The sequence below is a fragment of the Bacillus sp. JNUCC-22 genome, from assembly GCF_018861275.1.
Classification (GTDB): domain Bacteria; phylum Bacillota; class Bacilli; order Bacillales; family Bacillaceae; genus Bacillus; species Bacillus velezensis.
Map to the genome: position 1 here is coordinate 362,376 of NZ_CP076408.1, position 24,765 is coordinate 387,140.

25 protein-coding genes are annotated in these 24,765 nt (G+C 49.3%); 15 read left to right on the forward strand and 10 right to left on the reverse strand.

The window, feature by feature from the left end; all coding sequences use genetic code 11:
* Positions 1-18 precede the first annotated feature (18 nt).
* The 6 genes from JNUCC22_RS01820 to JNUCC22_RS01845 form a co-directional block, all read right to left on the reverse strand.
* Positions 19-693 (reverse strand): 4'-phosphopantetheinyl transferase family protein, encoded by a 675-nt coding sequence (locus tag JNUCC22_RS01820; RefSeq protein ID WP_216062078.1) that lies wholly within the window; start codon positions 691-693, stop codon positions 19-21.
* Positions 694-791: 98 nt separating this feature from the next.
* Positions 792-1,421, reverse strand: a complete 630-nt coding sequence (locus tag JNUCC22_RS01825; RefSeq protein ID WP_015239140.1) for a YczE/YyaS/YitT family protein — start codon at positions 1,419-1,421, stop codon at positions 792-794.
* A gap of 99 nt (positions 1,422-1,520) precedes the next feature.
* On the reverse strand, positions 1,521-2,264 hold the full coding sequence (tcyC, locus tag JNUCC22_RS01830; RefSeq protein WP_020955310.1) for a cystine ABC transporter ATP-binding protein TcyC: 744 nt from the start codon (positions 2,262-2,264) through the stop codon (positions 1,521-1,523).
* Between the two features lie 12 nt (positions 2,265-2,276).
* Entirely contained in the window at positions 2,277-2,981 is a 705-nt protein-coding gene (locus JNUCC22_RS01835) for an amino acid ABC transporter permease (protein WP_003156375.1), read from the reverse strand.
* Positions 2,968-3,765: a cystine ABC transporter substrate-binding lipoprotein TcyA gene (gene tcyA, locus JNUCC22_RS01840; protein WP_020955311.1), complete on the reverse strand. Its 798-nt coding sequence runs from the start codon at positions 3,763-3,765 to the stop codon at positions 2,968-2,970. Before tcyA ends, JNUCC22_RS01835 begins: the two co-directional genes overlap by 14 nt.
* Before the next feature lie 128 nt (positions 3,766-3,893).
* Positions 3,894-4,766: a transcriptional regulator BsdA gene (locus tag JNUCC22_RS01845; RefSeq protein WP_003156371.1), complete on the reverse strand. Its 873-nt coding sequence runs from the start codon at positions 4,764-4,766 to the stop codon at positions 3,894-3,896.
* Positions 4,767-4,859: 93 nt separating this feature from the next.
* Between JNUCC22_RS01845 and JNUCC22_RS01850 the strand changes: the two genes are divergently transcribed.
* Genes JNUCC22_RS01850 through JNUCC22_RS01865 form a run of 4 tightly spaced genes read left to right on the forward strand, consistent with a single transcriptional unit; the run spans position 4,860 to position 7,604 of the window.
* On the forward strand, positions 4,860-5,474 hold the full coding sequence (locus JNUCC22_RS01850) for a non-oxidative hydroxyarylic acid decarboxylases subunit B (RefSeq protein ID WP_094032062.1): 615 nt from the start codon (positions 4,860-4,862) through the stop codon (positions 5,472-5,474).
* A 2-nt stretch (positions 5,475-5,476) separates the two neighbouring features.
* Positions 5,477-6,898, forward strand: coding sequence for a phenolic acid decarboxylase BsdC (gene bsdC, locus JNUCC22_RS01855; RefSeq protein ID WP_216062079.1), 1,422 nt, complete (start codon positions 5,477-5,479; stop codon positions 6,896-6,898).
* A 17-nt stretch (positions 6,899-6,915) separates the two neighbouring features.
* Entirely contained in the window at positions 6,916-7,143 is a 228-nt protein-coding gene (locus JNUCC22_RS01860) for a non-oxidative hydroxyarylic acid decarboxylases subunit D (protein ID WP_007410250.1), read from the forward strand.
* Complete coding sequence (locus tag JNUCC22_RS01865) at positions 7,143-7,604, forward strand: hypothetical protein (RefSeq protein WP_076425718.1); 462 nt, start codon at positions 7,143-7,145, stop codon at positions 7,602-7,604. Before JNUCC22_RS01860 ends, JNUCC22_RS01865 begins: the two co-directional genes overlap by 1 nt.
* Before the next feature lie 48 nt (positions 7,605-7,652).
* Here the strand turns inward: JNUCC22_RS01865 and JNUCC22_RS01870 are convergent, their stop codons facing one another.
* Positions 7,653-9,131: a peptide MFS transporter gene (locus JNUCC22_RS01870; protein WP_012116786.1), complete on the reverse strand. Its 1,479-nt coding sequence runs from the start codon at positions 9,129-9,131 to the stop codon at positions 7,653-7,655.
* Between the two features lie 278 nt (positions 9,132-9,409).
* On the opposite strand from JNUCC22_RS01870, the gene JNUCC22_RS01875 reads away from it, so the two are divergent.
* Positions 9,410-11,155, forward strand: a complete 1,746-nt coding sequence (locus JNUCC22_RS01875; RefSeq protein ID WP_216062080.1) for a right-handed parallel beta-helix repeat-containing protein — start codon at positions 9,410-9,412, stop codon at positions 11,153-11,155.
* A 92-nt stretch (positions 11,156-11,247) separates the two neighbouring features.
* Here JNUCC22_RS01875 and JNUCC22_RS01880 read toward each other — a convergent pair whose 3' ends face one another.
* Positions 11,248-11,469: a YczF family membrane protein gene (locus JNUCC22_RS01880; protein ID WP_216062081.1), complete on the reverse strand. Its 222-nt coding sequence runs from the start codon at positions 11,467-11,469 to the stop codon at positions 11,248-11,250.
* 121 nt (positions 11,470-11,590) lie between these two features.
* Between JNUCC22_RS01880 and gerKA the strand changes: the two genes are divergently transcribed.
* The 10 genes from gerKA (at position 11,591) to JNUCC22_RS01930 (ending at position 22,378) form a co-directional block, all read left to right on the forward strand.
* Positions 11,591-13,231, forward strand: coding sequence for a spore germination protein GerKA (gerKA, locus tag JNUCC22_RS01885; protein ID WP_216062082.1), 1,641 nt, complete (start codon positions 11,591-11,593; stop codon positions 13,229-13,231).
* A complete protein-coding gene (locus JNUCC22_RS01890; protein ID WP_216062083.1) occupies positions 13,218-14,444 on the forward strand; it encodes a Ger(x)C family spore germination protein in 1,227 nt (408 codons plus the stop codon). Before gerKA ends, JNUCC22_RS01890 begins: the two co-directional genes overlap by 14 nt.
* Positions 14,445-14,468: 24 nt before the next feature.
* Positions 14,469-15,587, forward strand: coding sequence for an endospore germination permease GerKB (locus JNUCC22_RS01895; protein ID WP_216062084.1), 1,119 nt, complete (start codon positions 14,469-14,471; stop codon positions 15,585-15,587).
* A gap of 168 nt (positions 15,588-15,755) precedes the next feature.
* Positions 15,756-17,081, forward strand: a complete 1,326-nt coding sequence (locus JNUCC22_RS01900) for an LLM class flavin-dependent oxidoreductase (protein ID WP_029326230.1) — start codon at positions 15,756-15,758, stop codon at positions 17,079-17,081.
* Positions 17,082-17,094: 13 nt separating this feature from the next.
* Complete coding sequence (locus JNUCC22_RS01905) at positions 17,095-17,586, forward strand: GNAT family N-acetyltransferase (RefSeq protein WP_160223417.1); 492 nt, start codon at positions 17,095-17,097, stop codon at positions 17,584-17,586.
* A 28-nt stretch (positions 17,587-17,614) separates the two neighbouring features.
* On the forward strand, positions 17,615-18,406 hold the full coding sequence (locus JNUCC22_RS01910) for an amino acid ABC transporter substrate-binding protein (RefSeq protein WP_012116791.1): 792 nt from the start codon (positions 17,615-17,617) through the stop codon (positions 18,404-18,406).
* 22 nt (positions 18,407-18,428) lie between these two features.
* Entirely contained in the window at positions 18,429-19,103 is a 675-nt protein-coding gene (locus tag JNUCC22_RS01915) for an amino acid ABC transporter permease (protein ID WP_007410261.1), read from the forward strand.
* A 13-nt stretch (positions 19,104-19,116) separates the two neighbouring features.
* A complete protein-coding gene (locus tag JNUCC22_RS01920) occupies positions 19,117-19,866 on the forward strand; it encodes an amino acid ABC transporter ATP-binding protein (RefSeq protein WP_003156349.1) in 750 nt (249 codons plus the stop codon).
* A gap of 17 nt (positions 19,867-19,883) precedes the next feature.
* On the forward strand, positions 19,884-21,035 hold the full coding sequence (locus JNUCC22_RS01925; RefSeq protein WP_160222844.1) for a M20 peptidase aminoacylase family protein: 1,152 nt from the start codon (positions 19,884-19,886) through the stop codon (positions 21,033-21,035).
* The gene (locus JNUCC22_RS01930) at positions 21,032-22,378 is read left to right on the forward strand and encodes an MmgE/PrpD family protein (RefSeq protein ID WP_216062085.1); all 1,347 of its coding nucleotides are present in this window, start codon (positions 21,032-21,034) and stop codon (positions 22,376-22,378) included. The genes JNUCC22_RS01925 and JNUCC22_RS01930 overlap by 4 nt, the downstream gene beginning before the upstream one ends.
* 103 nt (positions 22,379-22,481) lie before the next feature.
* Here the strand turns inward: JNUCC22_RS01930 and JNUCC22_RS01935 are convergent, their stop codons facing one another.
* Together JNUCC22_RS01935 and JNUCC22_RS01940 are read right to left on the reverse strand one after the other, a co-directional pair.
* Entirely contained in the window at positions 22,482-23,165 is a 684-nt protein-coding gene (locus tag JNUCC22_RS01935; RefSeq protein WP_216062086.1) for an ABC transporter ATP-binding protein, read from the reverse strand.
* 14 nt (positions 23,166-23,179) lie between these two features.
* On the reverse strand, positions 23,180-24,616 hold the full coding sequence (locus JNUCC22_RS01940; protein WP_076425710.1) for an ABC transporter permease: 1,437 nt from the start codon (positions 24,614-24,616) through the stop codon (positions 23,180-23,182).
* Positions 24,617-24,765: the final 149 nt, after the last annotated feature.

Below are 24,765 nucleotides of genomic sequence, written 5' to 3' on the forward strand. Positions count from 1 at the left end.
ACCCTCCTTTTTCTATGCTTACAGCAGCTCTTCATACGTTTTCATCTCAATCCCGTCACAAAAATCGGGATGCGCCGCACAAACGGCCAGCTTATACTCCTCGTCCGCCTCATATGTGCGGATGAAACAAGGTTCATGTCCGTCCGGGAGCTCAATGGACACATGGCCGTCGTCTTTAAGGCGGACGCTGAATGAATCAAGCGGCAGGGAAAGCCCTTTTCCGGCCTGTTTGATAAAGCTCTCTTTCATCGACCACAGATGGTAAAAATAATCGGTCTGCTGATCGGGGTGTTTCGCTTGCAGATCACTGTATTCCGTCGGCGAAAAAAACCGTTTGGCGATATCAATCGTGCCGGTCTTCATTTTTTCAATATCAATGCCGATCGGTTTTGAATCAACAGCGCACACGATCCAGCGACCGGAGTGGGAAATATTAAAGTGCATGTCCGGAAGCGCGGGGATGTACGGCTTTCCGTATTCCTGGACGCCGAATGAAATCCCGGCCGGATCAAGTCCGTAAGCCTTCGCCGCAGCGGTGCGGATCAGCATGTCGCCGATCAAGGTGCGGTGAGCATCCTCCTTATGGTAAAAGCGCCGGCATTTTTCCCGCTTTTCGGCGGACACGGCCGCCATCATCCGATCCTCTTCCCCTGCAGAAAGCGGGCGGTCCATATATACTCCGTAAATCTTCATGTCCAGATCCTCCGTCTGAAAATATTGTCAAAACCATCCTATCATATCTGACGAAAGCTGTCCGAAAATAAAAAAACAAAACCGTTTCGGCTTTGTTTTTAATGAACGGACGTTGCCCGCCCGGAGATCGCGTATGTTAACAGTTTAGAGGACTGCGGCAAAGAAAAACGCAGAATCAGCCCCGTCAAAACAGCCGTAATAATGGTTCCGGCACCGATAGGTCCGCCCATCATCCAGGCTGCAGCAAGAATCGTCAGCTCAATGCCGTTCCGCACCCATTGCACGTTCCAGCCTGTTTTTTCAGATATCAGCATCATCAGAGAGTCCCGGGGGCCCGCGCCGAGCCCTGCTGATACGTAAATACCGACGCCGCAGCCGATCAGCAGCAATCCAATAGAAAAAAACACGGCCGCTAAGGAAAAAGCGTGCGTCTCAGGAAGCAGAAACGAAAAGAAATCAATAAACATTCCCATCAGCACCATGTTTAAGATAGCGCCGATTTTCGGGAGTGTCCTCGTGAACAGGCAGGTTAAAGCCACGATGACCGCGCCGACCACGATGGACCATTGGCCGACAGAAAGTCCGAAATGCTGAAAAAGCCCATAATGAAAGGCATCCCAAGGGCTGATGCCGAGAGCTTTTCCTTTAATGGTTAACGATACCCCGAAAGACAAAATCAACAGACCGGCAAAATAAAACGTCCAGCGCATCAAGAATTCCCGCTTCAAAGAGGTCCCTTCTTTCATAAAATTTCATTAATTGTCATTGTAGCATAACCGCCAAAAAAAAGAAGAAGCGAAATCAGTGTTTCGCTTCTTCTCCCGTTCCTACAAAGGATTCAGTATACGATTTAAAAACCGCTGCGTGCGTTCTTCTTTCGGCGCGGAAAAAATGTGGGCCGGCGGTCCTTGTTCCACAATGACGCCGCCGTCAATGAAGATGACTTCATCGGCCACTTCCTGCGCGAATTTGATTTCATGGGTGACGACGACCATCGTCCAGCCCTCGTTCGCCAAATCCTTAATCACTTTGAGCACCTCGCCGACCAGCTCCGGATCAAGCGCTGACGTCGGTTCGTCAAACAGCATCAGCTCGGGCTGAATCGCAAGCGCGCGGGCGATGCCGACCCGCTGCTGCTGACCGCCGGAAAGCTGGAACGGATATAAATCCATTTTGTCTTTGAGTCCGACTTTTTCCAGAAGTTCCATCGCTTCTTTTCTGACTTGCTCCTTGTCGCGCTTTTGCACTTGAACGGGTCCTTCCATGACGTTTTCAAGCGCCGTGCGGTGAGGAAACAGATGATACGCCTGAAAGACCATGCCTGATTTGCGGCGGAGGCGAAGAATATCAGCCTGCTTCACTTTTTTGGAGAAATCTATTGAAAAATCGGAGAATGCCAGCTCGCCGCGATTGGGGATCTCAAGCGCGTTCAGACAGCGCAGAAGCGTCGTTTTTCCTGAACCGGACGGTCCCAGAATGGCGATGACTTTCCCTTTTTCTATCTCCATATCTATCTTTTTTAAAATTTCATTCTGTCCGAATGATTTATTTAATCCTTTGACGGAAAGCATATCGAAACCTCCTTATTTGGCCACATAACGGTCGAGACGCCGTTCGATCACGTGCTGTACGATTGACAGCAAGAAGCAGATGATCCAATAAATAAAGGCGGCTTCAATATAGATGACCAAGATTTGATCAAGGTTTTGCGCGCCGATTTCCTGCGCTTTTCTGAACAGCTCCGCGACGAGAATCTGTGACGCGAGAGATGTATCCTTGATCAGGCTGATAAATGTATTTGATAATGGCGGAATGGACACGCGAAACGCTTGCGGCAGGATCACGCGGAACAATGTCTTGCGATAGGTCATGCCGATCGTATAACCGGCTTCCCATTGCCCTTTCGGCACGGATGAAATAGATGCCCGGATGATTTCAGAAGCGTAGGCGCCCACGTTTAATGAAAACGCGATGACTGCGCTTGGGAAAGGATCCAGCGTAATATTAAATGTCGGGAACAGATAAAAAATGATGAACAATTGAACGAGAAGAGGAGTGCCGCGCACCGCTGATACGTATACGCTGAACACCCATCTCAATGGTTTCATATTTGACATTCTGGCGAGCGCCGTAATCAGCGCGATGATCATTCCGAAAATAAAGGAAAGAATGGTAAGGGGAATCGAATAATAGATTCCCCCGGAAAGAATCGGCCAGAATGACTGCTGCACCAGATCCCAAGGAATGGCTGTTGCAATCACGGGTTCCGGCATGTTACTTAGAAACATCTTCGCCGAACCATTTTTTCGCTATTTTAGAAAGAGTCCCGTCCTCTTTCATTTCTTTTAACGCTTTGTTGACGTGAGTCACAAGTTCGCCGCTTCCTTTTCGGAATGCGAAATACGTCTGCTGCGGCTGGCCTGCTTCAAACGCGATTTTCACGTTTTTATTGCCGGACGTTTTTAAGTAGTTCAGTACGGCAAGCTTATCGTTGTAAGTCAGATCAGCGCGGCCCTGCTGAATGAGCTGAAGGGATTGAGCCATGCCTTCAACGCCTTCAATTTTCGCGCCGGCTTCTTTCGCTAATTTATTGTAATTGCTTGTTAATGACTGAGCCGCTGTTTTTCCTTTGACATCAGCCTCTTTCGCAATCGTGCTGTCTTTTTTCGTCACGACGACTGCATTTGACGTTGTGTATTTATCCGAAAAATCATATTGGTTCTCACGGCCTGTTTTGCCGACTTGGTTGGCAACGACGTCAAACCGTTTCGCGTTTAATCCGGCAAACATGCTGTCCCATTGCGTTTCTTTGAAGTCAGCTTTCAGACCGAGGCGTTTCGCGACTTCTTGAATCACTTCAACATCATATCCGGTCAGTTTGTCACTCTTTTTATCATGGAAGGTAAACGGTTCGTACGTTCCTTCTGTGCCGACGGTCAGTACGCCTTTTTTCTTGACAGAAGCCCAAAGATCGCCGTCTTTTGACTTAGATCCGCTGTCCTGTGAGTTTCCGCAGGCTGCAAGCATTGCGATGCTGACCATCATGAACAAAGCGAATAATGCTTTTTTCATCTTCTTTATTCCCCACTTTTCTGAGTAGTTTTATTGAGAAAAAATAGCTCCCAATTGTAAAGGATAACTTTTTTTTAGTATGAGTCAAGTAATTGGTTTTCATAAGCGGGAATTCTTCGTGTTCCGGATCAAAATAATTCCAAAAACTGTCTGACCGGCTTCGGCAGATAGCTGTCTTTTCTCCAGATGACGGCCGGTGTCATGACAAACGGGTTGTCTTCGATGATAACCGTTTTGACATGCGAACGCATATGGACGGGAATCATCGTCAAAGGCAGAATTGTGGCGCCGAATCCTGATGATACGAGGCTCAAGAGCGTCGCGGAGTCATGGCATTCACAGACAACCTGAAGGTCGAGACCGTACTGTTCACAAACTTGGAGGACTTGGTCATACACACCTCTTCCATTGACGGTGCGCAAAAGGATCAAAGGCAAAGAGGCGATGTCATTCAGTTTAATCGTTTCACCGCACAGTCGTTTTGAATGCTCGGACAGCACCAATACACACGGAATGTCTTCAAGCTCCTTCGATTCAATGCCGTCGTTTTTAATCAAGGTGGTGGTGACGGCGGCGTCAATCTGCCGGGTTTCCAGAAGCTCGAGCAATGAGACGGGCTCATCTTCCCAAATGTTAAAAGTGAGATGCGGAAACCGCTCTTTCATCTGTGACACTTTCTCAAGCATGAGCGCGGCGCAGTAAATGGTTGACCCGACGGCAAGTGTCCCGGCCACCTCCTCCTTCAGCTCTTGTACCTCGATAATGGCATCCTCAAACTTATGAAGAATCTCTTTCGCTCTTTTCAAAAAGACATTTCCTTCATATGTAAGGGTCATTTGTTTCTTTTTATTGCGGTCAAACAGAATGACGCCCAATTCTTCTTCGAGCTGTTTCAGCTGTCTGCTTAAAGGCGGCTGTGCCATATGAAGCTTTTTGGCGGCCGTCGTGATCTTCTGCTCTTGGGCAATGGTGATGAAATAACGCAATTGCCGGATATCCATGAGAACGCTCGCTCCTTTCTTTTATACCTTTAAGGTATGATACATAGATTTAACGAATATTTTTCATATGGATATATCAGGAGTATGATGGTTTTGACACCACATTTCAAGCGTAAAGGAGGGGTCGATATGAAGCTCGTCATCGGAATGACCGGGGCAACGGGAGCCATATTCGGGATCAGGCTTTTAGAATATTTAAAAGCCGCGGAAATCGAAACCCATCTTGTCGTGTCTCCTTGGGCAAATGTCACCATTACACATGAAACCGATTATACGTTAAAAGATGTCGAGAAACTCGCATCCTATACGTATTCTCACAAAGACCAGGCGGCGGCGATTTCAAGCGGCTCGTTTGAAACGGACGGGATGATCATCGCTCCGTGCAGCATGAAATCACTGGCAAGCATCCGCACCGGAATGGCTGACAACCTGCTGACAAGGGCGGCTGACGTCATCTTGAAGGAGCGGAAAAAACTTGTGCTGCTGACAAGAGAAACGCCGCTCAGCCAAATTCATTTAGAAAATATGCTAGCGCTTACAAAAATGGGTTCCGTCATTCTTCCGCCGATGCCGGCATTTTATAACAAGCCGGCTGACATGGATGAATTGATCGACCATATTGTGTTCCGGACGCTCGATCAGTTCGGCATCCGTCTGCCGGAAGCGAAACGGTGGTACGGAATTGAAAAACAAAAAGGAGGAATCTGATAATGGCCTATCAGGATTTTAGGGAATTTCTCGCCGCTCTTGAAAAAGAAGGGCAGCTCTTAACAGTCAACGAAGAGGTGAAACCGGAGCCGGATCTGGGTGCCGCCGCGCGTGCAGCCAGCAATCTCGGGGATAAAACCCCTGCGCTTTTATTTAACAATATTTACGGACATCACCATGCGCAGGTGGCTCTGAATGTCATCGGCTCGTGGCCGAATCACGCGATGATGCTCGGCATGCCGAAAGATACGCCTGTTAAAGAACAATTCTTTGAGTTCGCCAAACGGTACGATGCATTTCCGGTGCCGGTCAAACGGGAAGAAACCGCGCCGTTTCATGAAAATGAAATAACGGAAGATATCAATCTATTTGACATCCTTCCGCTATTCAGAATCAACCAGGGGGACGGCGGCTACTATTTGGATAAAGCGTGTGTCATTTCCCGCGATCTTGAAGATCCGGACAATTTCGGCAAGCAGAATGTCGGCATTTACAGAATGCAGGTAAAGGGAAAAGACCGCCTCGGCATTCAGCCCGTGCCTCAGCATGATATTGCGATTCATCTTCGCCAAGCTGAAGAACGCGGCGTGAATCTTCCCGTTACGATCGCGCTCGGCTGTGAGCCGGTGATTACGACAGCTGCGTCAACTCCGCTGTTATACGATCAATCCGAGTATGAAATGGCCGGCGCGATTCAAGGGGAGCCCTACAGAATCGTCAAATCTAAATTGTCTGATTTAGACATCCCTTGGGGCGCTGAAGTCGTTCTGGAAGGAGAGATCCTTGCGGGAGAACGGGAATACGAAGGACCTTTCGGTGAGTTCACTGGCCATTATTCCGGCGGCCGCAGCATGCCGGTGATCAAAATCAAACGGGTATATCATAGAAACAATCCGATTTTTGAACATTTATACTTAGGCATGCCGTGGACGGAGTGCGATTATATGATCGGCATTAATACGTGCGTGCCGCTTTACCAGCAGCTCAAGGAAGCTTATCCGAACGAAATTGTCGCCGTGAACGCGATGTATACGCACGGCCTGATCGCCATCATTTCAACGAAAACGCGCTACGGCGGATTTGCCAAGGCGGTCGGCATGCGCGCCCTGACCACGCCGCACGGACTCGGCTACTGCAAAATGGTCATTGTCGTGGATGAGGATGTCGATCCGTTTAACCTGCCGCAAGTCATGTGGGCGCTCTCAACGAAAATGCATCCGAAACACGATGCAGTCATCATTCCTGACCTGTCCGTCCTTCCGCTTGACCCGGGGTCTGATCCGGCAGGGATGACACACAAAATGATTCTTGACGCGACAACGCCCGCCGCGCCGGAAACAAGAGGCCATTATTCTCAGCCGCTTGATGCTCCGCTGACAACGAAAGAGTGGGAACAAAAACTGATGGACTTAATGAATCAATAAGAAAGGATGAGGTTGCAATGAAAACATGCCCGCGCTGTGAATCGAAAAAAGGAGAAACCGTCAGCCAATCGCCGGTCAAAGGCGCCTGGGAAATTTACCAATGCCAAACCTGCTTTTTCACATGGAGATCCTGTGAACCGGAAAGCATCACGAATCCGGCGGCATTCAACCCGGCATTTAAAATTGATCCGAAAGAAACGGAGACGGCCGCACATGTTCCCGCTGTTCCGGAAAGAAAAGCGTAATGCTGACGGAGCACTTGCCGGAGACGCTTTACACGCTTTTAGACGGGACGGAGCTTGAAAAAAAGCAGCACGACGCATTTGTGCTCCAATCCGTGACAAAAGAAGGCCGTCCGCACGCGGCCATGATCAGTGCCGGTGAAATCGTGGCCGTGAGCAGAACAAATCTCCGGCTCGCCTTATGGAAAAACACGACGACCGTAAGAAGCCTTCTGCATTCGGGACAAGCTCTTTTCATCGCCTGGCACGGAGGAGCCGCATATTACGTCACATTGGAATGTGAGGCGCTTCCGCCGCTGAAAGAGGCGAAACACGAGCGGGAACGGTTCAGCTGCCGCGTGATCACCGTCAAGGAAGATCGGGCGAAATACGCGGATCTGACATCCGGACCGGCCATCCAGCTCCACGAACCGGAAGATGTCTTGAAGAGATGGAGAGAAACACTTGAGGAGTTAAAACGATAGACGCATCAAAAAAGCCTGCGGACGATTCCGCAGGCTTTTCTTTATCTGTTATTGTACGCCTTTCATCGCCCGTTTAATGACGGGAGACAGAAGAATCAAAATAATACCGAGAATGATCGAAACAAGACCGATTGAGCCGAAGTAGGCCGCTTCAGAAATCTTATCAAACAAACCGACTACTTTTGCGTTCAGGGCTTGACCGCAGGCGTTTGTTAAAAACCACATGCTCATCGTCTGCGCTGAGAAAGCGGCAGGCGCAAGTTTTGTTGTGACGGATAAACCGACCGGTGAAAGGCAAAGCTCACCAAGCACAACCAAAAGGAAGCTGAGCACAAGCCAAAGCGGGCTCACAAGCTCACCGCTCCCGCCCATAACCGGAAGCACCATGACTAAAAATGATAATCCGGCAAGGATAATGCCGATCGCGAATTTAATCGGTGTTGAAGGCTGGCGTTTGCCGAGCTTCATCCAGATCCAGGCGAACACCGGCGCGAAAATAACGATGAATAATGGGTTCAGAGACTGGAACCATGAAGACTCAAGATGCATGCCCGCAAAGGAAAGTCTCGTGCGCTGATCCGCATATAAAGCAAGAATCGTCGCGCCCTGCTCCTGAATCGCCCAGAACATTGCCGCTGCAACAAACAGCGGAACATAAGCCGCAAGCCGTGATTTTTCCGTTTTCGTCGCTTTTTTGCTCGTGAACATCACGATAAAGTAAATAACCGGAATGACAATGCCGAGGATACTGACGGTATCAATCACACGCTGGATCGTCAGCCAGCCGGTTTGAATCAGAACGATGATAACGGCTGCTGCGATGACCACTCCGATTCCCGTGCCGATCACTGATGATTTAGAAATCGGATTCGGTACATTGGAGCCTGCTTTGCCGAGGTATTTCTTTCTCGTAAGAGCGAAAACAATCAGTCCGAGGAACATACCGGCCGCGGCGCATCCGAAGCCTAAGTGGTAGTTGTACTTCTGTCCGAGTGTTCCGACAATTAGCGGCGCAAGCAATCCGCCGAGGTTGATCCCCATGTAAAAGATGCTGAAACCTGAGTCGCGGCGCTCGTCTTCCTTCGTATATAAATCTCCGACAACGCTGGATACGTTTGGTTTAAGCAGGCCGGTTCCGATAATGATCAGAGCCATGCTGGTAAAAAACGCCGCCGTGCTGCCAGGGAAGGCAAGAGCGATGTGCCCGAACATAATTAAAATTCCGCCGTAAAATACGGTGTTTGCCGTGCCGAATACCCGGTCGGCCAGCCATCCGCCGATGACGCTCGACATGTATACGAGAGACCCGTATATGGACATGATGGCAACTGCGGTCGTTTTATCAAAGCCGAGACCGCCATGAGCGACTTCCGTGTATAAATAGTAAAGCAATATGGCTCTCATACCATAGTAGGAGAAACGCTCCCAAAATTCGGTGAAAAACAGTGTGAACAAGCCGCGGGGATGACCGAAAAAGCCTCGTTGCGGCACAGTTTCTGTTATAGAGTCCTTATCAATAGATGCCACCTGAGCCAACCCTTTCTTAAAAAAGTGTATTACAAAAATCATATTCTTATATAATACTTGTGTCAATATAATTTATACTGAATTCAAAAAATTCCAGAATGAAAAGATATTAAAACGTTGAATATAGACGAATTTTCCTAATTCCAATGACTTATTTTGTTATATTATCTGACTAAACTATCTTTATAAACTTTTTTAATAAAATTTAAAGTATGTACAGGCGGAGCGGGATATGGCGGAATAAGATGACAATAAGAGAGGAAGGAGGAGATTATCACTTGCCGAATCGTATATTGGATATTACGGATTGCGGTGTGGAGGCAGACGGAAAAACCGATGTGACGGGCGCCATCAACCAATGCTTGGCCAAGGCCGTCAGCGAAGGCTGTCATACGGTGTTTTTTCCGCCGGGAACGTATAAAATCAACGGCACGCTTGGCGGGGACAGCAGCCAGCCGTTTCGGAACGCCGGGATTAACGTGCCGAGCCATCTCACCATCGTTTTAGATCCGGAATGCACGATTAAAGTGGCGCCGAACAGCTCCTGGGGCTACTCGGCTTTCTATATAGGCAGGCGGGAAAATGTCACCATCACCGGCGGCCGGATCATCGGCGAACGGGATGAACACACGTATACCAATGTCCCTTTGCGTTCGACCCATGAATGGGGGTTTGGAATCTGTATTGAAGGCAGCAGCAATGTGCTGATCGAAAATGTGAAGATTTCGGATTTTACGGGAGACGGCATTATTGTCAGCCCGCTCGGGTTAAAAACAAACAGTGATTACGAAACTTCAGAACAGGTGACCATCCGCCGCTGTGAGATCAGGCAGTCAAGGCGAAACAACATTTCAATCACCGGCTGCAATACCGTTACGGTGGAAGAATGCGTGATTGAAGAAGCCGGGCAAGGGAACGGAACGGCTCCGAAATTCGGAATCGATATTGAATCGTACGGAGAAGGCGATATTGATTATGAAGAAGCTCTTCATATTACGGTCCGCAACAACTTCTTTTCCGGAAACGCCGCAAGCTCAGTCACCAACTTTAACGGATATCATGTGTTAATTGAAGGAAATCATTCCGATAACACAATCAGCTACGGGTATGGGGCACATACCGTCATTTCGGGGAATATCTTCTTTCGGTCAGATGGCGGCTCAAGAACCGCAGTCGCCGGACAAGGTGTGTCACAAGGGCAGGACAGCAGCAATGCCGTCATTTCCAACAATCTGATTACCGGTTTTTCCACCGGAATAGATGTAAGGGGAAAAAGCATCCTCGTCACCCATAACAAAATCAGTCAATTTGAAAATACGGGCATTTCCGTCTATCAGGCGGAAGATGTGACCGTTGACGGCAATGTCATTGAAAACGGACGTTCCGAAACGAGACGAAGCACGGGGATGCGGGCGACGCTGTCGGAAAACGCCGTCTTTATGAATAATACTCTGGATCAGGTAACGGACGGAATCAGCATGTCGGCCGGCAATATCACCGTAAAACAAAATGTGCTGAAATCGTTCAGCCGGGGCATATGGGTCACAGGCGGAAATGCCGTTATTGAAGGAAATACGCTGATTCCGAATGCGTATCAGGGCGCCGCGGAGTCCTATGCCGTATCTGTGACAAATGACGCCAGGGCTGTCATCAAGGGAAATCTCTTCAAAAGCTACAAAAACTATCCCATTTTCAGTTCAACATCCTCGGGAACCTCTGTCATCAGCAACCACTTTGAATCATCACCGCTTATCGTTACCGTGTATCTGAATTCAGGCACGCATGAAGTCATAGACAATACGCTCACGATCAACCGAACGGCGGGCAGCCCGATCGGCATCTATCTGAACGGAACCTCAAATTCCCTCGTGTCGGGCAATACCATCAACAACCTTTCCGCCGCTTCTGCTTCCGCCATCCAAACCAATTCCTCCGCAAGTACTAAAATCATCGGCAACCGCATTATCAAAGGTGTCATTGTGAAACACACGACAGATACGGAAAGCGGAAATATCGTCATCTGAAAACAATCTGCATCGGAAAAATAAAAAGAACACATGAACTCCGAGAGAAGGAGGGATGTGTTCTTTTTTGACACAATACAGCCGTGCGCCTGTCAGGCATCTTTTTTACCTGATTTATATAAAGCGATCATTTCTCTGATTAAAAAGAGGACGAATAAAAACAGCATCAGCCATTCTGAGAAGGTGGTCAATTTAAAAGCGGACAGGTTGTTTTGGACCGCTCCATAGAAACTGAAACCTTGCAGCATATCCATCGCGATTGAAATCACCAGCAAGGCAGCCAGCAAAAAAAATGAAACTCCCAATATTTTCATGAGCAACACTCTCCCTTTTTATCCTTTTCGATTACGCAAAACTTATACAGACTTTCCGCCGTGCATAATCTTTTGCCGTACAGGAAGAATATGAAAAAAACGAGGAAAGGTTTTTTGCGATATGCCGCCATTTTTCAAGCAGAAGAAACAAAAAAAAGCCGATCAAAACGACCGTGACAATGAAGACAGAAAAGAAGCGGACAGCCAGCAGGACAAAGAGCGGGATGAGCCGATCTCCCTCAGCTTAAAAGAAAATATGAAGAAGCTGTCTGAGAGATTCGGCAACAGTGCCGATGTCGTCATCCGCCGGCTGAAAATCGGAAAAGAAGAGCTTCCGGCCGCAATTGTGTATATCGCCGGTTTGGTAGACGAACAGCTTGTCAGCCAATCCCTTCTGGAGGATTTAATCGACATCCCGTCCGTTCAGCCGGAACAAGCGGTCTGCCTGATATACGATAAAACGCTTGCGATCGGCGGGGTGAAAGAGGAAGAGAAGTGGAAAAGTCTTTATGCCGGGCTGGTGGCGGGCAGCACGCTCATTTTTGTCGACGGGGCTGACAAGGCGCTGATCGCCAGCACGGAAGGGGGAGAGCATCGGTCCATTCAAGAGCCGAGCACTCAGGTCTCTTTCCGCGGCCCACGGCAGGGATTCACTGAATCTCTGCAAACCAATATTTCCATGATCCGCAGGTATGTAAAAACGCCTGATGTATGGGTTGAAAAAATGGAGATCGGACACGAAACGAATACGGATGTCGCGCTGATGTATATTAACGGAATTTGCGATAAAAAGCTGATTAAGGAAGTCCGCAAACGGTTGAAGCACATTGACATCGACAGCATTTTGGAATCCGGCTACATTGAACAGCTCATTGAAGACGCGCCGTTTTCCGTGTTTCCCACCGTATATCATACGGAGCGGCCGGACGTTGTGGCGGGGAATCTGCTGGAAGGACGATTTGCGATTATCGTGGACGGAACGCCGTTCGTTCTCCTCGCGCCGGCCTTATTTATTCAATTTTTTCAATCGGTTGAGGATTATTATTCACGATTTGATATCGCCACCAGCATCAGGGTGCTGCGGGTTTTGATCTTCTTCATTTCACTGGTGGCGCCGGGGATTTATGTGGCGGCGACGACCTTTCACCAGGAAATGATTCCGACGCAGCTGCTGATTGTCATCGCGGCCCAGCGGGAGACGGTGCCGTTCCCGGCCGTGATTGAAGCGCTGACGATGGAAGTGGCCTTTGAGATTCTCAGGGAGGCGGGTGTCCGGCTTCCGAGAGTTGTCGGCTCCGCCGTTTCCATAGTCGGAGCGCTTGTCATCGGCCAGGCCGCCGTGCAGGCCGGCATTGTTTCCCCGGCCATGGTTATCGTCGTCGCCCTGACGGCGATTGCCAGCTTTGCGACCCCGGCTTTTGACATGGCGATATCTGCGCGGCTGATCCGGTTTCTCTTTATTCTGTCGGCGGCGGTCATGGGATTTTACGGGCTGATTCTGGGCATTATCATGATGTTTGTCCATCTGTGCGGCCTGCGTTCATTCGGATTTCCGTATATGTCCCCGCTCGCTCCTTTAACCCCGGGCGGACTGAAGGATTCCCTCCTCCGCGCCCCTTTATGGGCGGATGAAAAAAGGCCGGGACTGCTCGTACAGGAAAACAACAGGCGCCAAGGGGAACATCAAAGACCGAAACCGGAGACATCCAGAGGAATGGTTAATAAAGATGTAGAAGAGGGCGACGGTAATGAAAAGACGTAAATGGATGCTTATCCTTTGTACGATGGTTTCCCTTATGTTTGTATCCGGATGCTGGGATAAAAGGGAGCTGACCGATTTGGCGGTGATCTCCGCCATCGGTATTGACCGGACCGAAACGGGAAAATACGTCCTTCACTTACAAATTATCAATCCGGGAAACGTGGCCGGCGGTCTGCAGGGCGGCGGAGCGGGAGACCGGCCTCCGGTTTCCGTCTATTCGGTGTCCGGAGACAATATGACGGAAGCTTTGAGAAAAGGCTCGATGAAAGTGTCCAGAAGGCTCTATTTTGCGCATACGAATCTCGTGGTGTTCAGTGAAAAACTGGCGAAAGAAGAAGGACTCAGTTTTATTCTGGACAATCTTGACCGCGACACCGAATTCAGGACGACCGCAACCGTTGTGATCGCGCATAATTGCAAGGCTGAAGATATTATTAAAGTGCTGACGCCGATTGATAAAATCCCTTCCAATAAAGTGAACAAGACGCTCAGCTTCACGCAGGAACAATACGGCAGAGTCATTAAAACCAGCCTTCAGGACGTTCTGATTGATCTCGCTTCTCCGACCGGGTCGCCGTTTATTCCGGGTTATGAAATGCACGGAGACGATAAAGCCGGTCCTACGATGGAAAATACGCAGACAACTGAACCGAAAGCAGTGCTGTCAGCGGACGGACTGGCGGTGTTCAAAAAGGATGGGAGGCTGGATTACTGGATTGAGGATGACGACAGTGTGGGAGCTGTATGGCTGCTCAATAGGATCAAGCATACGTTCATCAATGCGGATTGGAAGAACGTGAAGCATGCAATCAGTCTGCAGGTCACCCGCCAGAATACAAAGGTGACGGCCACTTTTCCGAACGGAAAACCGCATATTCACGTGCATGCTCAGGTCGAGGGGCTGGTGGACGCTGTCAGATACCCTTTCCATCTGTCTGATCCGCAAGTGCTGATGACGCTGCAAAAGGCGCTCAGCGTACAGCTTGAGAAAGATATCACCAAATCGATTGAAGATATAAAAGCCCATAAGAATGACTTCGTCGGCTTCGGAGACCTGATCTATCGGAAGCATCCGGACAAATGGAAAAAGTTCAAAGGGAAGTGGGATGAAGAATATTTCCCCAATCTCCCCGTAGATGTCAAAACGGAAGTCATTATCAGAAGAACGGGCTTGCGGAATAATCCTCTCTCAGACAAGCTTGAGCATGATTGATTTGAGGAGAAAGGAGCGAAGCGTATGGAAAATGCGAAAATCGGCACGCGTCAGCTGTTTATTATGATCATTTTGTTTGAATTGGGCAGTTCGTTATTGATCCCGCCGGGAACGATGGCCGGGCGGGATGCGTGGCTGTCCGTGCTTCTCGGGTGCGTTACCGGTCTCGGACTTTTCTACGTTTATCAGGCGCTGTATCAATTTTTTCCTGAGTCTTCTCCGAGAGATTACATGAACGAACTGATCGGCAGACATCTGAGCTGGGCGGTCTCCCTTCTTTATATTCTCTATTTTGCTTATATCGCCGCCCGCGTATTGCGGGATTTCGGCGAAATGCTTGTCACCTTCGCCTATCAGGACACGCCGATTTTAATTGTGAATGCCATGCTGATGATCGCCGCGATATTTGCGGTCAGAAAGGGAATTGAAGTGATAGCGAGAGCCGGCGAGCTGCTGTTTGGCATTATGTATTTCCTGACAGCCGTCGGGCTGATCCTCATTATCAGCTCAGGCACGATAAACCTCAGATTTCTCCAGCCCGTTTTAGCGGAGGGTCTAGGAACGGTCATTTATTCCGTGTTTAAACAGACGATGTTCATCCCGTTCGGTGAATTAATCGTGTTTGTCATGATTTTCCCTTATTTAAAAGATCGGAAAAAGGTGAAGAAAACCGGATTTATGGCGATTATCATCAGCGGCCTGTTTTTGGCAATGTCAGTGGCGATTAATATTTGTGTGCTGGACGTCAACTTAATGCTCCGCTCTCAATTTCCGCTGCTGAGCACCATACAGACAATTAAAGTGGAAGAGTTTTTAGACCGGCTGGATGTCTTTTTCATGCTCGTGCTCGTCATCGGCGGTTTTTTCAAAGTCAGCCTTTTTACATATGCAGTTGTCGTGGGCGTGTCCACGCTGTTTAAAGAAAAAAATCCGTCCCAGCTGGCCTTCCCGGTCGGATTGGGGGTGCTGATTCTCTCCATCAGCATCGCAAGCAATTTTTCGGAACACATGAATGAAGGCTTAAACATTGTGCCGATCTATATTCATCTTCCGTTTCAAGTGCTGTTCCCCATTTTGCTGCTTATCATTGCCGTTATTAAGAAAAAGGTCAAAGGGACCGTCTATACAGTTTCGAAGAAATAACCCGGCCGGTGCGCCGGGTTTTTTAAAAAATCATGATTTTTGTCTTAATGCATTGACAAACTTGCCTGACAATTGTACATTTTGATTTATTCTTATAAAATTACTAGGAAATATAGGTTTAATGGTGTTAATATGTTCCGAACCGTATTTCAGAATAGAAGGAGATCCATCATGACAAAGAAAAAAGAAATCAAACTCGGTGTGTTTCTCGCGGGCACCGGCCATCATGTCGCTTCTTGGAGACATCCTCAGGCACCGGCGGACGCGAGCATGAATTTGGATTATTTCAAAGAACTGGCGAAAACGGCTGAGCGGGGGAAATTGGACATGCTGTTTTTGGCGGACAGTTTATCAATAGACGGCAAATCACATCCGAATGTGCTGACGCGCTTTGAGCCGTTTACGCTGCTGTCGGCGCTCGCTCAGGTCACATCCCGCATCGGTCTGACGGCGACCGCGTCTACCACATACAGCGAACCGTTCCATATCGCGAGACAATTTGCATCGCTTGACCATCTTTCCAACGGCCGCGCGGGCTGGAATGTCGTCACATCTTCGATTGAATCGACCGCGCTTAATTTCAGCGGCGAAAAGCATCTTGAGCACCATCTCAGATATCAGCGCGCGGAAGAATTCGTTGAAGTCGTCAAAGGATTATGGGATTCGTGGGAGGAAGACGCCTTTATCCGTGACAAAGAATCAGGAGCATTTTTCGATAAAGACAAAATGCATGAATTGAACCATAAAGGAACATATTTCTCCGTGAGAGGGCCGTTAAATGTCGCCCGCACACCTCAAGGGCGCCCGGTCATTATTCAGGCCGGATCATCAGGAGACGGAAAAGCGCTGGCCGCCAAAACGGCGGAGGTCATTTTCACCGCGCAAAATCATTTGGAGTCCGCGCAGGAATTCTATCAATCTATTAAAGAACAAGCGGCTTCTTTCGGCCGTGATCCTGAAAAAATCGCGATCATGCCGGGGATTTTTCCCGTTATCGCCGATACCGAAGAAGAAGCGCAGGCAAAATATGAAGAGCTCCAAGACCTCATCATTCCGTCTGTCGGCCTGAACATTCTGCAAAACTATCTGGGCGGCGTCGATCTTTCCGCCTGCCCGCTTGACGGCCCGCTGCCTGAATTGGATGCGGATGCGTCGAATGCCGTTAAAAGCCGCTTCAAGCTCGTTCAGGAGATGGCCAAACGCGATAACATGACCATCCGCGAGCTGTACAAATATGTGGCGGGTTCAAGAGGCCATCATATCTTTGTCGGAACGCCAGAACAGCTTGCCGATAAGATGGAAGAATGGGTCGGAAAACAAGCTTGTGACGGCTTCAACATCATGCCGCCGCTTTTGCCTGAAGGTCTCACTCTTTTTGTAGACAAAGTGATTCCGATTTTACAAGAACGGGGCGTGTTCAGAAAAGAGTATGAAGGAACGACGCTGAGAGAACATTTCGGACTGGAAAAACCGGCAAACCGATATGCCGACTGAAGGAGGGCTTATCATGTCAAGACAATACCGGCTCGCAACGGAGGCAGACGCTGATGAGCTGCTTTCACTAACACTGCGGGCGTATGAACCGATCCGAAAGCTCGGCATCAATTTTGCCGCTGCCACGGCGGATAAAGAACTCGTATTAACTAACATACAAAAAAACGCCTGTTACGTATTGGAAGAAGACGGACGGATTCTGGCGACGATTTCTCTGCGGATGCCGTGGGGGCCGAATCCTGGTCCGTACGGTGTCCCTCATATTTGGTGGTTCGCCGTCGATCCTGAAACCGGAAAAAAAGGGACGGGCTCAGAAATGCTGGAGTGGCTGGAGAATACAGTGCTCCGCGATACATTAAAAGCGCCTTTCGTGTCACTGGGCACAGCGGATAAGCATCCGTGGCTGATCGGCATGTACGAGCGGAAAGGCTACGTCCGTGCAGGCGAAAAGGATCTAGGAAAAGGGCACATCACCATCTATTTAAAAAAACAATTGCAGGATTAACATATTAATAGGAAAAGGCGGGATTTTAATGAAGAAGAAAACATGGGCTTTGCTGCTGTCTGCCGCGCTTTTGGCGGTCTTATCAGCATGCGGAAACGGAAAAGAAAGCGAAGGCGGCGATAACGTACTGCATGTCGGCGCCACGGGACAAAGCTATCCGTTCGCATATAAAGAAAACGGCAAGCTGACCGGCTTTGACGTGGATGTCATGGAAGCCGTCGCGAAAAAAATCAACATGAAACTGGACTGGAAGCTGCTTGAATTCAGCGGTCTGATGGGAGAGCTCCAGACCGGCAAACTCGACACCATCTCTAACCAGGTCGCTGTCACGGACGAACGCAAGAAAACGTATAACTTCACAGAACCGTATTCGTATGCGGGCACTCAAATCGTCGTCAAAAACGATAACAAAGACATCAAATCAGTCAACGATCTAAAAGGAAAAACAGTGGCGGCCGTTCTGGGCTCAAACCACGCGAAAAACCTTGAGAGCAAGGACCCGGATAAAAAAATCAACATGAAAACATATGAAACACAAGAAGGCACGCTGAAAGACGTGGCTTACGGACGGGTTGACGCTTATGTAAACAGCCGCAGCGTCCTGATCGCCCAGATCAAAAAGACCGGTCTGCCTCTGAAATTAGCAGGAGACCCGATTGTCTATGAAAAAGTCGCTTTCCCGTTTGCGAAAGATGCGGCTCACGATAAAATCCGCAAAAAAGTAAACAAAGCCATTGAAGACCTGCGAAAAGACGGCACGCTGAAAAAGCTGTCTGAAAAGTACTTTAAAGAAGATATCACAACAGAAGCAAAGCATTAAGAAACGGCGGTGAAAATCGAGAATGAACAGCATTGATTGGGGATTTATGTTTTCAGCTTTTCCCGCGTTAATCGAAGCCTTGCCGATCACATTACTAATGGCCGTCGCGGCCATGGTATTTGCCGTGATCGGCGGCCTTATATTAGCGCTTATCACAAAAAATCGTGTTCCTGTGCTTCACCAGCTGTCAAAGGTGTATATTTCATTTTTCCGGGGCGTGCCGACGCTCGTCCAGCTTTTCTTAATTTATTACGGCCTGCCTCAGCTGTTTCCCGGAATGAGCAAGATGACGGCGTTAACTGCGGCGATTATCGGGTTAAGCCTGAAGAATGCCGCCTACTTGGCTGAAATCTTCCGCGCGGCGCTCAACTCAGTCGATGAGGGGCAGCTTGAAGCCTGTCTGTCTGTCGGAATGACAAAATCCCAGGCGTACAGACGAATCATTTTCCCGCAAGCCGTCAGAAACGCGCTTCCCGCGACGGGAAATACGTTTATCGGCCTGTTAAAAGAAACATCGCTCGCCTTTACATTAGGAGTGATGGAAATGTTCGCCCAAGGAAAAATGTACGCATCAGGCAACCTCAAATATTTTGAGACGTATTTAGCCGTCGCGGTCATGTACTGGATTCTTACGATTATTTACAGTGTGCTGCAGGATCTGCTCGAACGGGCGATCAGCAAGCCTTATCGCACATAGGAGGAGGCTCAGGATGATACAAGTCAGACATATTCGAAAAGCATTTAAAGACCTTACCGTACTTGACGGGATCGATCTTGAGATCAAAAGCGGCGAAGTCACGGCCATCATCGGCCCGTCAGGCTCGGGAAAATCAACGCTCCTCCGTTGTTTGAATCTGCTGGAGCGCCCGGATGACGGCATCATTGAAATCGGTGATGCAAAGCTGAATGCAGCGTCCTATTCGCGCAAAGACGTTCATAAGCTTCGCCAGCAGACGGCGATGGTGTTTCAGAATTACAACCTGTTCAAAAACAAAACCGCCCTGCAAAATGTGACAGAGGCGCTGATCACCGCGCAAAAGAAACCGAAAAAAGAAGCGGAACAGATCGGTATGGATCTGCTGCGGCAAGTCGGTTTAGAACACAAAGCGGACAGCTACCCGATTACGATGTCAGGCGGACAGCAGCAGCGGATCGGGATTGCGCGCGCCTTGGCCGTTGATCCTCACGCGATTTTACTGGATGAACCGACTTCGGCCCTTGACCCTGAGCTTGTAGCCGGGGTGCTCCAAGTCATCAAATCAATTGCCGAAAAACAGACAACCATGATCATCGTCACGCATGAGATGGCTTTTGCTCGTGAAGTGGCCGACAAAGTTATTTTTATGGCGGACGGACGCATCATCGAACAGGGAACGCCGGAAGAGCTGTTTGACAATCCGCAGAACGAACGGACGAAAAAATTTATTAAGCAAGTGGGAGAGCCCGCCGAACTTGTCTAAGAAGGGAAGAAGAAAAAATGGCAAATGAAACGTATGAATCATTAAACAAACGTTTAATCAATATCCGCCGCGACCTTCATGAACACCCTGAGCTGTCAGGCGAGGAATACGAAACGACGAATAAAATCCGCCGCTGGCTGGAGGAAGAAGGAATCACGGTTCTTGATATGCCGAAACTTCAAACCGGAGTGATCGCTGAAATCAAAGGAGACAAAAGCGGCCCCGTCATCGCCGTCAGAGCGGACATCGACGCACTGCCGATCGAAGAGAATACAAACCTTCCGTTTGCTTCGCGAAACAGCGGCGTGATGCACGCCTGCGGCCATGATTTCCATACGGCATCTATCCTCGGCACGGCTTTTTTATTAAATGAGAGAAAGCATGAGCTGAAAGGAACGGTGCGGTTTATTTTTCAGCCCGCGGAAGAAATCGCCGCCGGAGCAAGACAGGTCATTGAAGCCGGCGCGCTTGACGGTGTATCGGCGATATTCGGCATGCATAACAAACCTGACCTCCCCGTCGGCACGGTCGGTCTGAAAGAAGGCCCGCTGATGGCGAGTGTCGACCGCTTTGAAATCACTGTTAAAGGAAAAGGCGGCCACGCCGGAATCCCTGATAACAGCATTGATCCGATTCAGGCGGCAGGACAGATCATCGGCGGCCTGCAATCAGTTGTCAGCAGAAATATCAGCTCGCTTTATAATGCCGTCGTCAGCATCACAAGAGTTCAAGGCGGCAGCTCTTGGAATGTCATCCCGGACCATGTTGAAATGGAAGGCACCGTCCGGACGTTTCAAAAGGAAGCGCGTGACGCTGTTCCGAAACATATGAAGCGGGTTGCCGAAGGAATCGCGGCCGGGTTCGGGGCAGAAGCCGAATTCCGCTGGTATCCTTACCTTCCGTCAGTCATGAACGACGCCCGTTTCATACAGGCGGCGGAACAAACGGCTGAAAGCCTCGGGCTTCAGACCGTTCGGGCAGAACAGTCGCCCGGCGGGGAAGACTTCGCGTTATATCAAGAAAAAATCCCCGGCTTTTTCGTCTGGATGGGAACAAACGGAACAGAAGAATGGCACCATCCCGCCTTCACACTCGACGAAAAAGCGCTCCCGGCAGCGGCTGAGTTTTTCGCCCGGCTTGCCGTCAATGTATTGGAGCAGACGGAATGAATACGGAAAATCTGACGGCCGGACTTGCTCAGGCCGTCATGTCGTCTGTGCCGGAAACATCCGCTGAAGCGATGAAAGAAGCGCGCAAAGGACTGCTTGATTTTACAGCGGCAGCTTTTGCGGGGAGACGGGATAAAGGAGTTGAAAAGCTGGTAAAACTGGCCGAAGAAGAAGGCGGGGTGCCGATAGCGCCGCTTATCGGCAGAAATCAAAAAACCACGCCGTCCCAATCCGCGCTCATTAACGGATTCATCGCACATGCGCTTGATTTTGACGATGTTCATTCTGATGTAAGAGGACATCCGAGCGCAGTCATCCTCCCGGCTTTGATTGCAGCGGCATCAGCCGGCCGGATAGACAAAAGCCTTTTTCTCGGTGCTTATGTGACGGGAATTGAAGTGATGGCGCGGCTCGGCGAGTCAGCTGGAAGGCATCATTACGAGAAAGGCTGGCACAATACAGGAACGTTAGGTGCCATTGCGGCCGCATGCGCCATCGGATTCGCGGAGAATCTGAATCAAACCCAATTGCAGAAAGCAATCGGGTTTGCGGCTGCCCGTTCCGGAGGCATGAGAGTGCAATTCGGGACAGAAATGAAGCCGCTCCACGCCGGATTGGCCGCTCAAGCCGGAGTGTTCGCCGTGCAGCTTGCCAAGGCCGGTTTCGGCGGCTCAGTTCATGCGCTCGACGGGGAGAAAGGTTTTTTCGGACTGTACGGCGATCTTGAACGGGCAGAAACCCTCCTTGTAAACGGGTGGGGAAAACCTTGGCGGATTGTGAGCCCGGGACTTTGGTTTAAGGTTTATCCGTTTTGCTCGGCGGCTCATCATGCGGCGGACGCCATTCTCAAGCTGAAGGCCGAACATGGTCTCACTTTCGGCCAAACGGAACGGATCGACGTGATTTATCCGCCGGGCGGTGACGCCGCATTGACAGAACGGCGTCCGAAAACAGGCGAAGCGGGAAGATTCAGCGTGGAATATGTGATCACCTTGGCTTTGCACGGTAAGGATTTTTCAGTTGAACATTTCACATCCGAGCCGATTCCGGAATCCCTTCAAAAAGGATTTGAGCTGATTCACCGCAGCTGCGATGACCAAATTCAGCCGGCTGACAACGCCGTTCCGAAGGGCCGTTTTACAATTGTACGGGTCACGGCTTCCGGCGGTCATGTCTATGAAACACGTATCGACTGTCCGAAGGGAGCGCCGGGAAACGGCCTTTCTGAAAAAGACATTGAAGACAAACTCCGGCTCGCTTTACCGGGAGAAGAGAAAAAGGCGGAAGAATTGATCAAAGCAGCCGGACAATCAAATATGGACCGTTATTTACAGCTGATATAAATAAAAAGAGCGAGGGGATGCAGCCCTCGCTCTTTTTACGTTCACTTCTATTGAATAGGGGGATATAGGGTGCGCCCCTGTCTGCGCTGGCAGGAGCGCGGTATCAGGAAACGGCCGTGCCGTTTTCTTTAACCGTGAAACTTCCTCTTGATAAGCGGATGTTGATATCAGACACTTTGGCAATTTGTTCGTCGTGCGTAACCATGATGACGCATTTGCCGTCTTTATGCGCCAGATCCTGAAAGAGCCGGACGATTTCCTTTGACGTATCCTCGTCGAGATTTCCCGTCGGCTCGTCCGCGCAAATCAAATCCGTGTCACAGCTGAAAGCCCGCGCAATTGAAACGCGCTGCTGCTGTCCGCCGCTTAATGTCAGCACCCGCTGACGGGCCTGCTGTTCGGTGATGCCGACTTTTTTCAGCATGCTGAGCGCGAACGCATCTTTGTTGTTCTCCTTAGAGCCGGTGATCTCCATCGCCGTTGTGACATTCCGGAGCGCCGTCATATACGGGATCAGATGATAAGATTGAAAGACGATAGAGACATATTGATTTCTGAATTTGGTTAATCCGATTTTGGAGATGTCTTTTCCGTTATAAAGGATGCTTCCCTCTTTAGGTGTGTCAAGGCCGCCAGCCAGAGACAGAAACGTTGTTTTTCCCGTTCCGGAGGCGCCGACAATTGTATAAAACTTCCCTTTTTCAAAGCTGATCGTTATATCCTGAAACAGCGGCTGTGATTTATCTTGGTACCAGTAGCCGGTCTGTTGAAAGGTTAATAGGCTCATTATGCTGCCTCCTCTTACTCCTGCTTGGTCAGGATCGTTTTAGGGTGAAGCCGCATGACTGATACAGACGGCAGTAATGTGGCGATGACGGCAATTGCGACGCCGATCCCGCCAAGAATCAGAAGGTCATTCAGTGAGACGTTTACCTGCATTGTACTGATGACATCCGCGCCGGATGAATGCTGACCGAACAAGCCGCCTCCCCGCGGCATTTCTCCTCCGCCCCAGCCGCTTGTTTGCTGCTGTGAATCATCGGCTGAGCTGACCTGCTGGGAAAGAAGCTGATTTCCGAGCTGATTCGCCACAAGGCTGCCCGTGACGGATGCGATCCCGATGGCAATAACGGCGACAACCAGAATTTCCGTTAAGAATTGTCCGATGAGCTTCCAGCGCTTTTCGCCGATCGCCATCAAGACACCCATTTCATACTTGCGTTCCCTGATCGACATCATCACGATCAACCCGAGAATGACCGCGCCCGCGATGGATACAAGGTATACCACGTTTTTAGAAAATGACGCGACATTTTCAATCGGGCCGGCCATTTGCTGATACACCTGATCATTTGTCGTCAGCGTGTAGGTTTTATCAACTATGGATGTTTTTTTCGCAGCCGCAACGAATGAGTCAATATATTTTGCATCATCCATATAATAAACGGCTGAGCTGATTTTGTTTTTGTAATCAGACCCTTTTAACGCCGCCGCGGCGGTGTAAGGCGTATAGATTTTATTGTCAGGATTTAAGAATGAAAAATGCTGTGCCTGATCGTCTCCTGATGATGTTGTTTTATAGATTCCCACAATTTTAAGCTTCGTTTTCACAGAATCATCCGCTGCTGAGGATACGGTAATGGAGCCGCCGACCTTCAGCTTGTTTTGATCTGCCAGCGTTTCATTAATCACGGCGACTTTTGCGTCCGCATCTGTCTTTGTGATGGCGCGTCCGTCAGTGATTTTTGAGCTCCCGCCTGTGAAATCATCAAGCAATGCCGTAGAGAGCACGCCTTCGATCGAAATATCCGCTGAAATTATCTGTCTTCCGCCGCCTTGAAAACGGCCGTCGCCGGAACTGTTATCGGCTGATTCGCCTGAGCTTTTTATCGCATCAAAGCTTTCTGCATTTGCTGACGCTGTCGTGAGGAAGTTGTAATTTTTAACATGCTGTAAAGATGTAAGCTTCTTGGCATCTGAGACGGAAATCGGCGTTGATTCAAACGTCCTCTTTTCACCGTCTTTTTGCTGCTGCGCCATTTGCTTTTGGCGGTCAGCCTGGAGTGTGACGCTCCCGCCGAGCTGCTGCCTTGCCAGTTCGCTTGATTTCTTTGCTGCTGACTGGATCGTAAGACCGGACAGGACAAAAATGCAAATCACTGAAAACACAACCAGCTGCAAAAATGTTTTTCCCTTTTTTGCCTTCATGCTCCAAAAGGCTCTTTTTATAAAGTTCATGTCTGTTCCTCCGTGTGGGTGTCAGATCTTGTAAAACCGGCCTTCTTTAGCACCGGCCATCCGATATGTATATAGTAGGAGAAATGTATGAAAAAAATATGAACAAACTATTTCCGGGTGATGAAATAAAAACTAACAATTGTGAAACC

What these genes read in the sequence shown, in the direction of transcription:
- JNUCC22_RS01895 (WP_216062084.1), top strand. Translation starts at nt 14,469, where the DNA reads ATGGAAAATGCGAAAATCGGCACGCGTCAGCTGTTTATTATGATCATT.
- JNUCC22_RS01845 (WP_003156371.1), bottom strand. Translation starts at nt 4,766, where the DNA reads ATGGATATCCGGCAATTGCGTTATTTCATCACCATTGCCCAAGAGCAG.
- JNUCC22_RS01865 (WP_076425718.1), top strand. Translation starts at nt 7,143, where the DNA reads ATGCTGACGGAGCACTTGCCGGAGACGCTTTACACGCTTTTAGACGGG.
- JNUCC22_RS01915 (WP_007410261.1), top strand. Translation starts at nt 18,429, where the DNA reads ATGAACAGCATTGATTGGGGATTTATGTTTTCAGCTTTTCCCGCGTTA.
- JNUCC22_RS01880 (WP_216062081.1), bottom strand. Translation starts at nt 11,469, where the DNA reads ATGAAAATATTGGGAGTTTCATTTTTTTTGCTGGCTGCCTTGCTGGTG.
- JNUCC22_RS01905 (WP_160223417.1), top strand. Translation starts at nt 17,095, where the DNA reads ATGTCAAGACAATACCGGCTCGCAACGGAGGCAGACGCTGATGAGCTG.
- JNUCC22_RS01930 (WP_216062085.1), top strand. Translation starts at nt 21,032, where the DNA reads ATGAATACGGAAAATCTGACGGCCGGACTTGCTCAGGCCGTCATGTCG.
- JNUCC22_RS01890 (WP_216062083.1), top strand. Translation starts at nt 13,218, where the DNA reads ATGAAAAGACGTAAATGGATGCTTATCCTTTGTACGATGGTTTCCCTT.
- JNUCC22_RS01925 (WP_160222844.1), top strand. Translation starts at nt 19,884, where the DNA reads ATGGCAAATGAAACGTATGAATCATTAAACAAACGTTTAATCAATATC.
- JNUCC22_RS01820 (WP_216062078.1), bottom strand. Translation starts at nt 693, where the DNA reads ATGAAGATTTACGGAGTATATATGGACCGCCCGCTTTCTGCAGGGGAA.
- tcyC (WP_020955310.1), bottom strand. Translation starts at nt 2,264, where the DNA reads ATGCTTTCCGTCAAAGGATTAAATAAATCATTCGGACAGAATGAAATT.
- JNUCC22_RS01860 (WP_007410250.1), top strand. Translation starts at nt 6,916, where the DNA reads ATGAAAACATGCCCGCGCTGTGAATCGAAAAAAGGAGAAACCGTCAGC.
- bsdC (WP_216062079.1), top strand. Translation starts at nt 5,477, where the DNA reads ATGGCCTATCAGGATTTTAGGGAATTTCTCGCCGCTCTTGAAAAAGAA.
- JNUCC22_RS01935 (WP_216062086.1), bottom strand. Translation starts at nt 23,165, where the DNA reads ATGAGCCTATTAACCTTTCAACAGACCGGCTACTGGTACCAAGATAAA.
- JNUCC22_RS01940 (WP_076425710.1), bottom strand. Translation starts at nt 24,616, where the DNA reads ATGAACTTTATAAAAAGAGCCTTTTGGAGCATGAAGGCAAAAAAGGGA.
- JNUCC22_RS01910 (WP_012116791.1), top strand. Translation starts at nt 17,615, where the DNA reads ATGAAGAAGAAAACATGGGCTTTGCTGCTGTCTGCCGCGCTTTTGGCG.
- JNUCC22_RS01920 (WP_003156349.1), top strand. Translation starts at nt 19,117, where the DNA reads ATGATACAAGTCAGACATATTCGAAAAGCATTTAAAGACCTTACCGTA.
- JNUCC22_RS01835 (WP_003156375.1), bottom strand. Translation starts at nt 2,981, where the DNA reads ATGTTTCTAAGTAACATGCCGGAACCCGTGATTGCAACAGCCATTCCT.
- tcyA (WP_020955311.1), bottom strand. Translation starts at nt 3,765, where the DNA reads ATGAAAAAAGCATTATTCGCTTTGTTCATGATGGTCAGCATCGCAATG.
- gerKA (WP_216062082.1), top strand. Translation starts at nt 11,591, where the DNA reads ATGCCGCCATTTTTCAAGCAGAAGAAACAAAAAAAAGCCGATCAAAAC.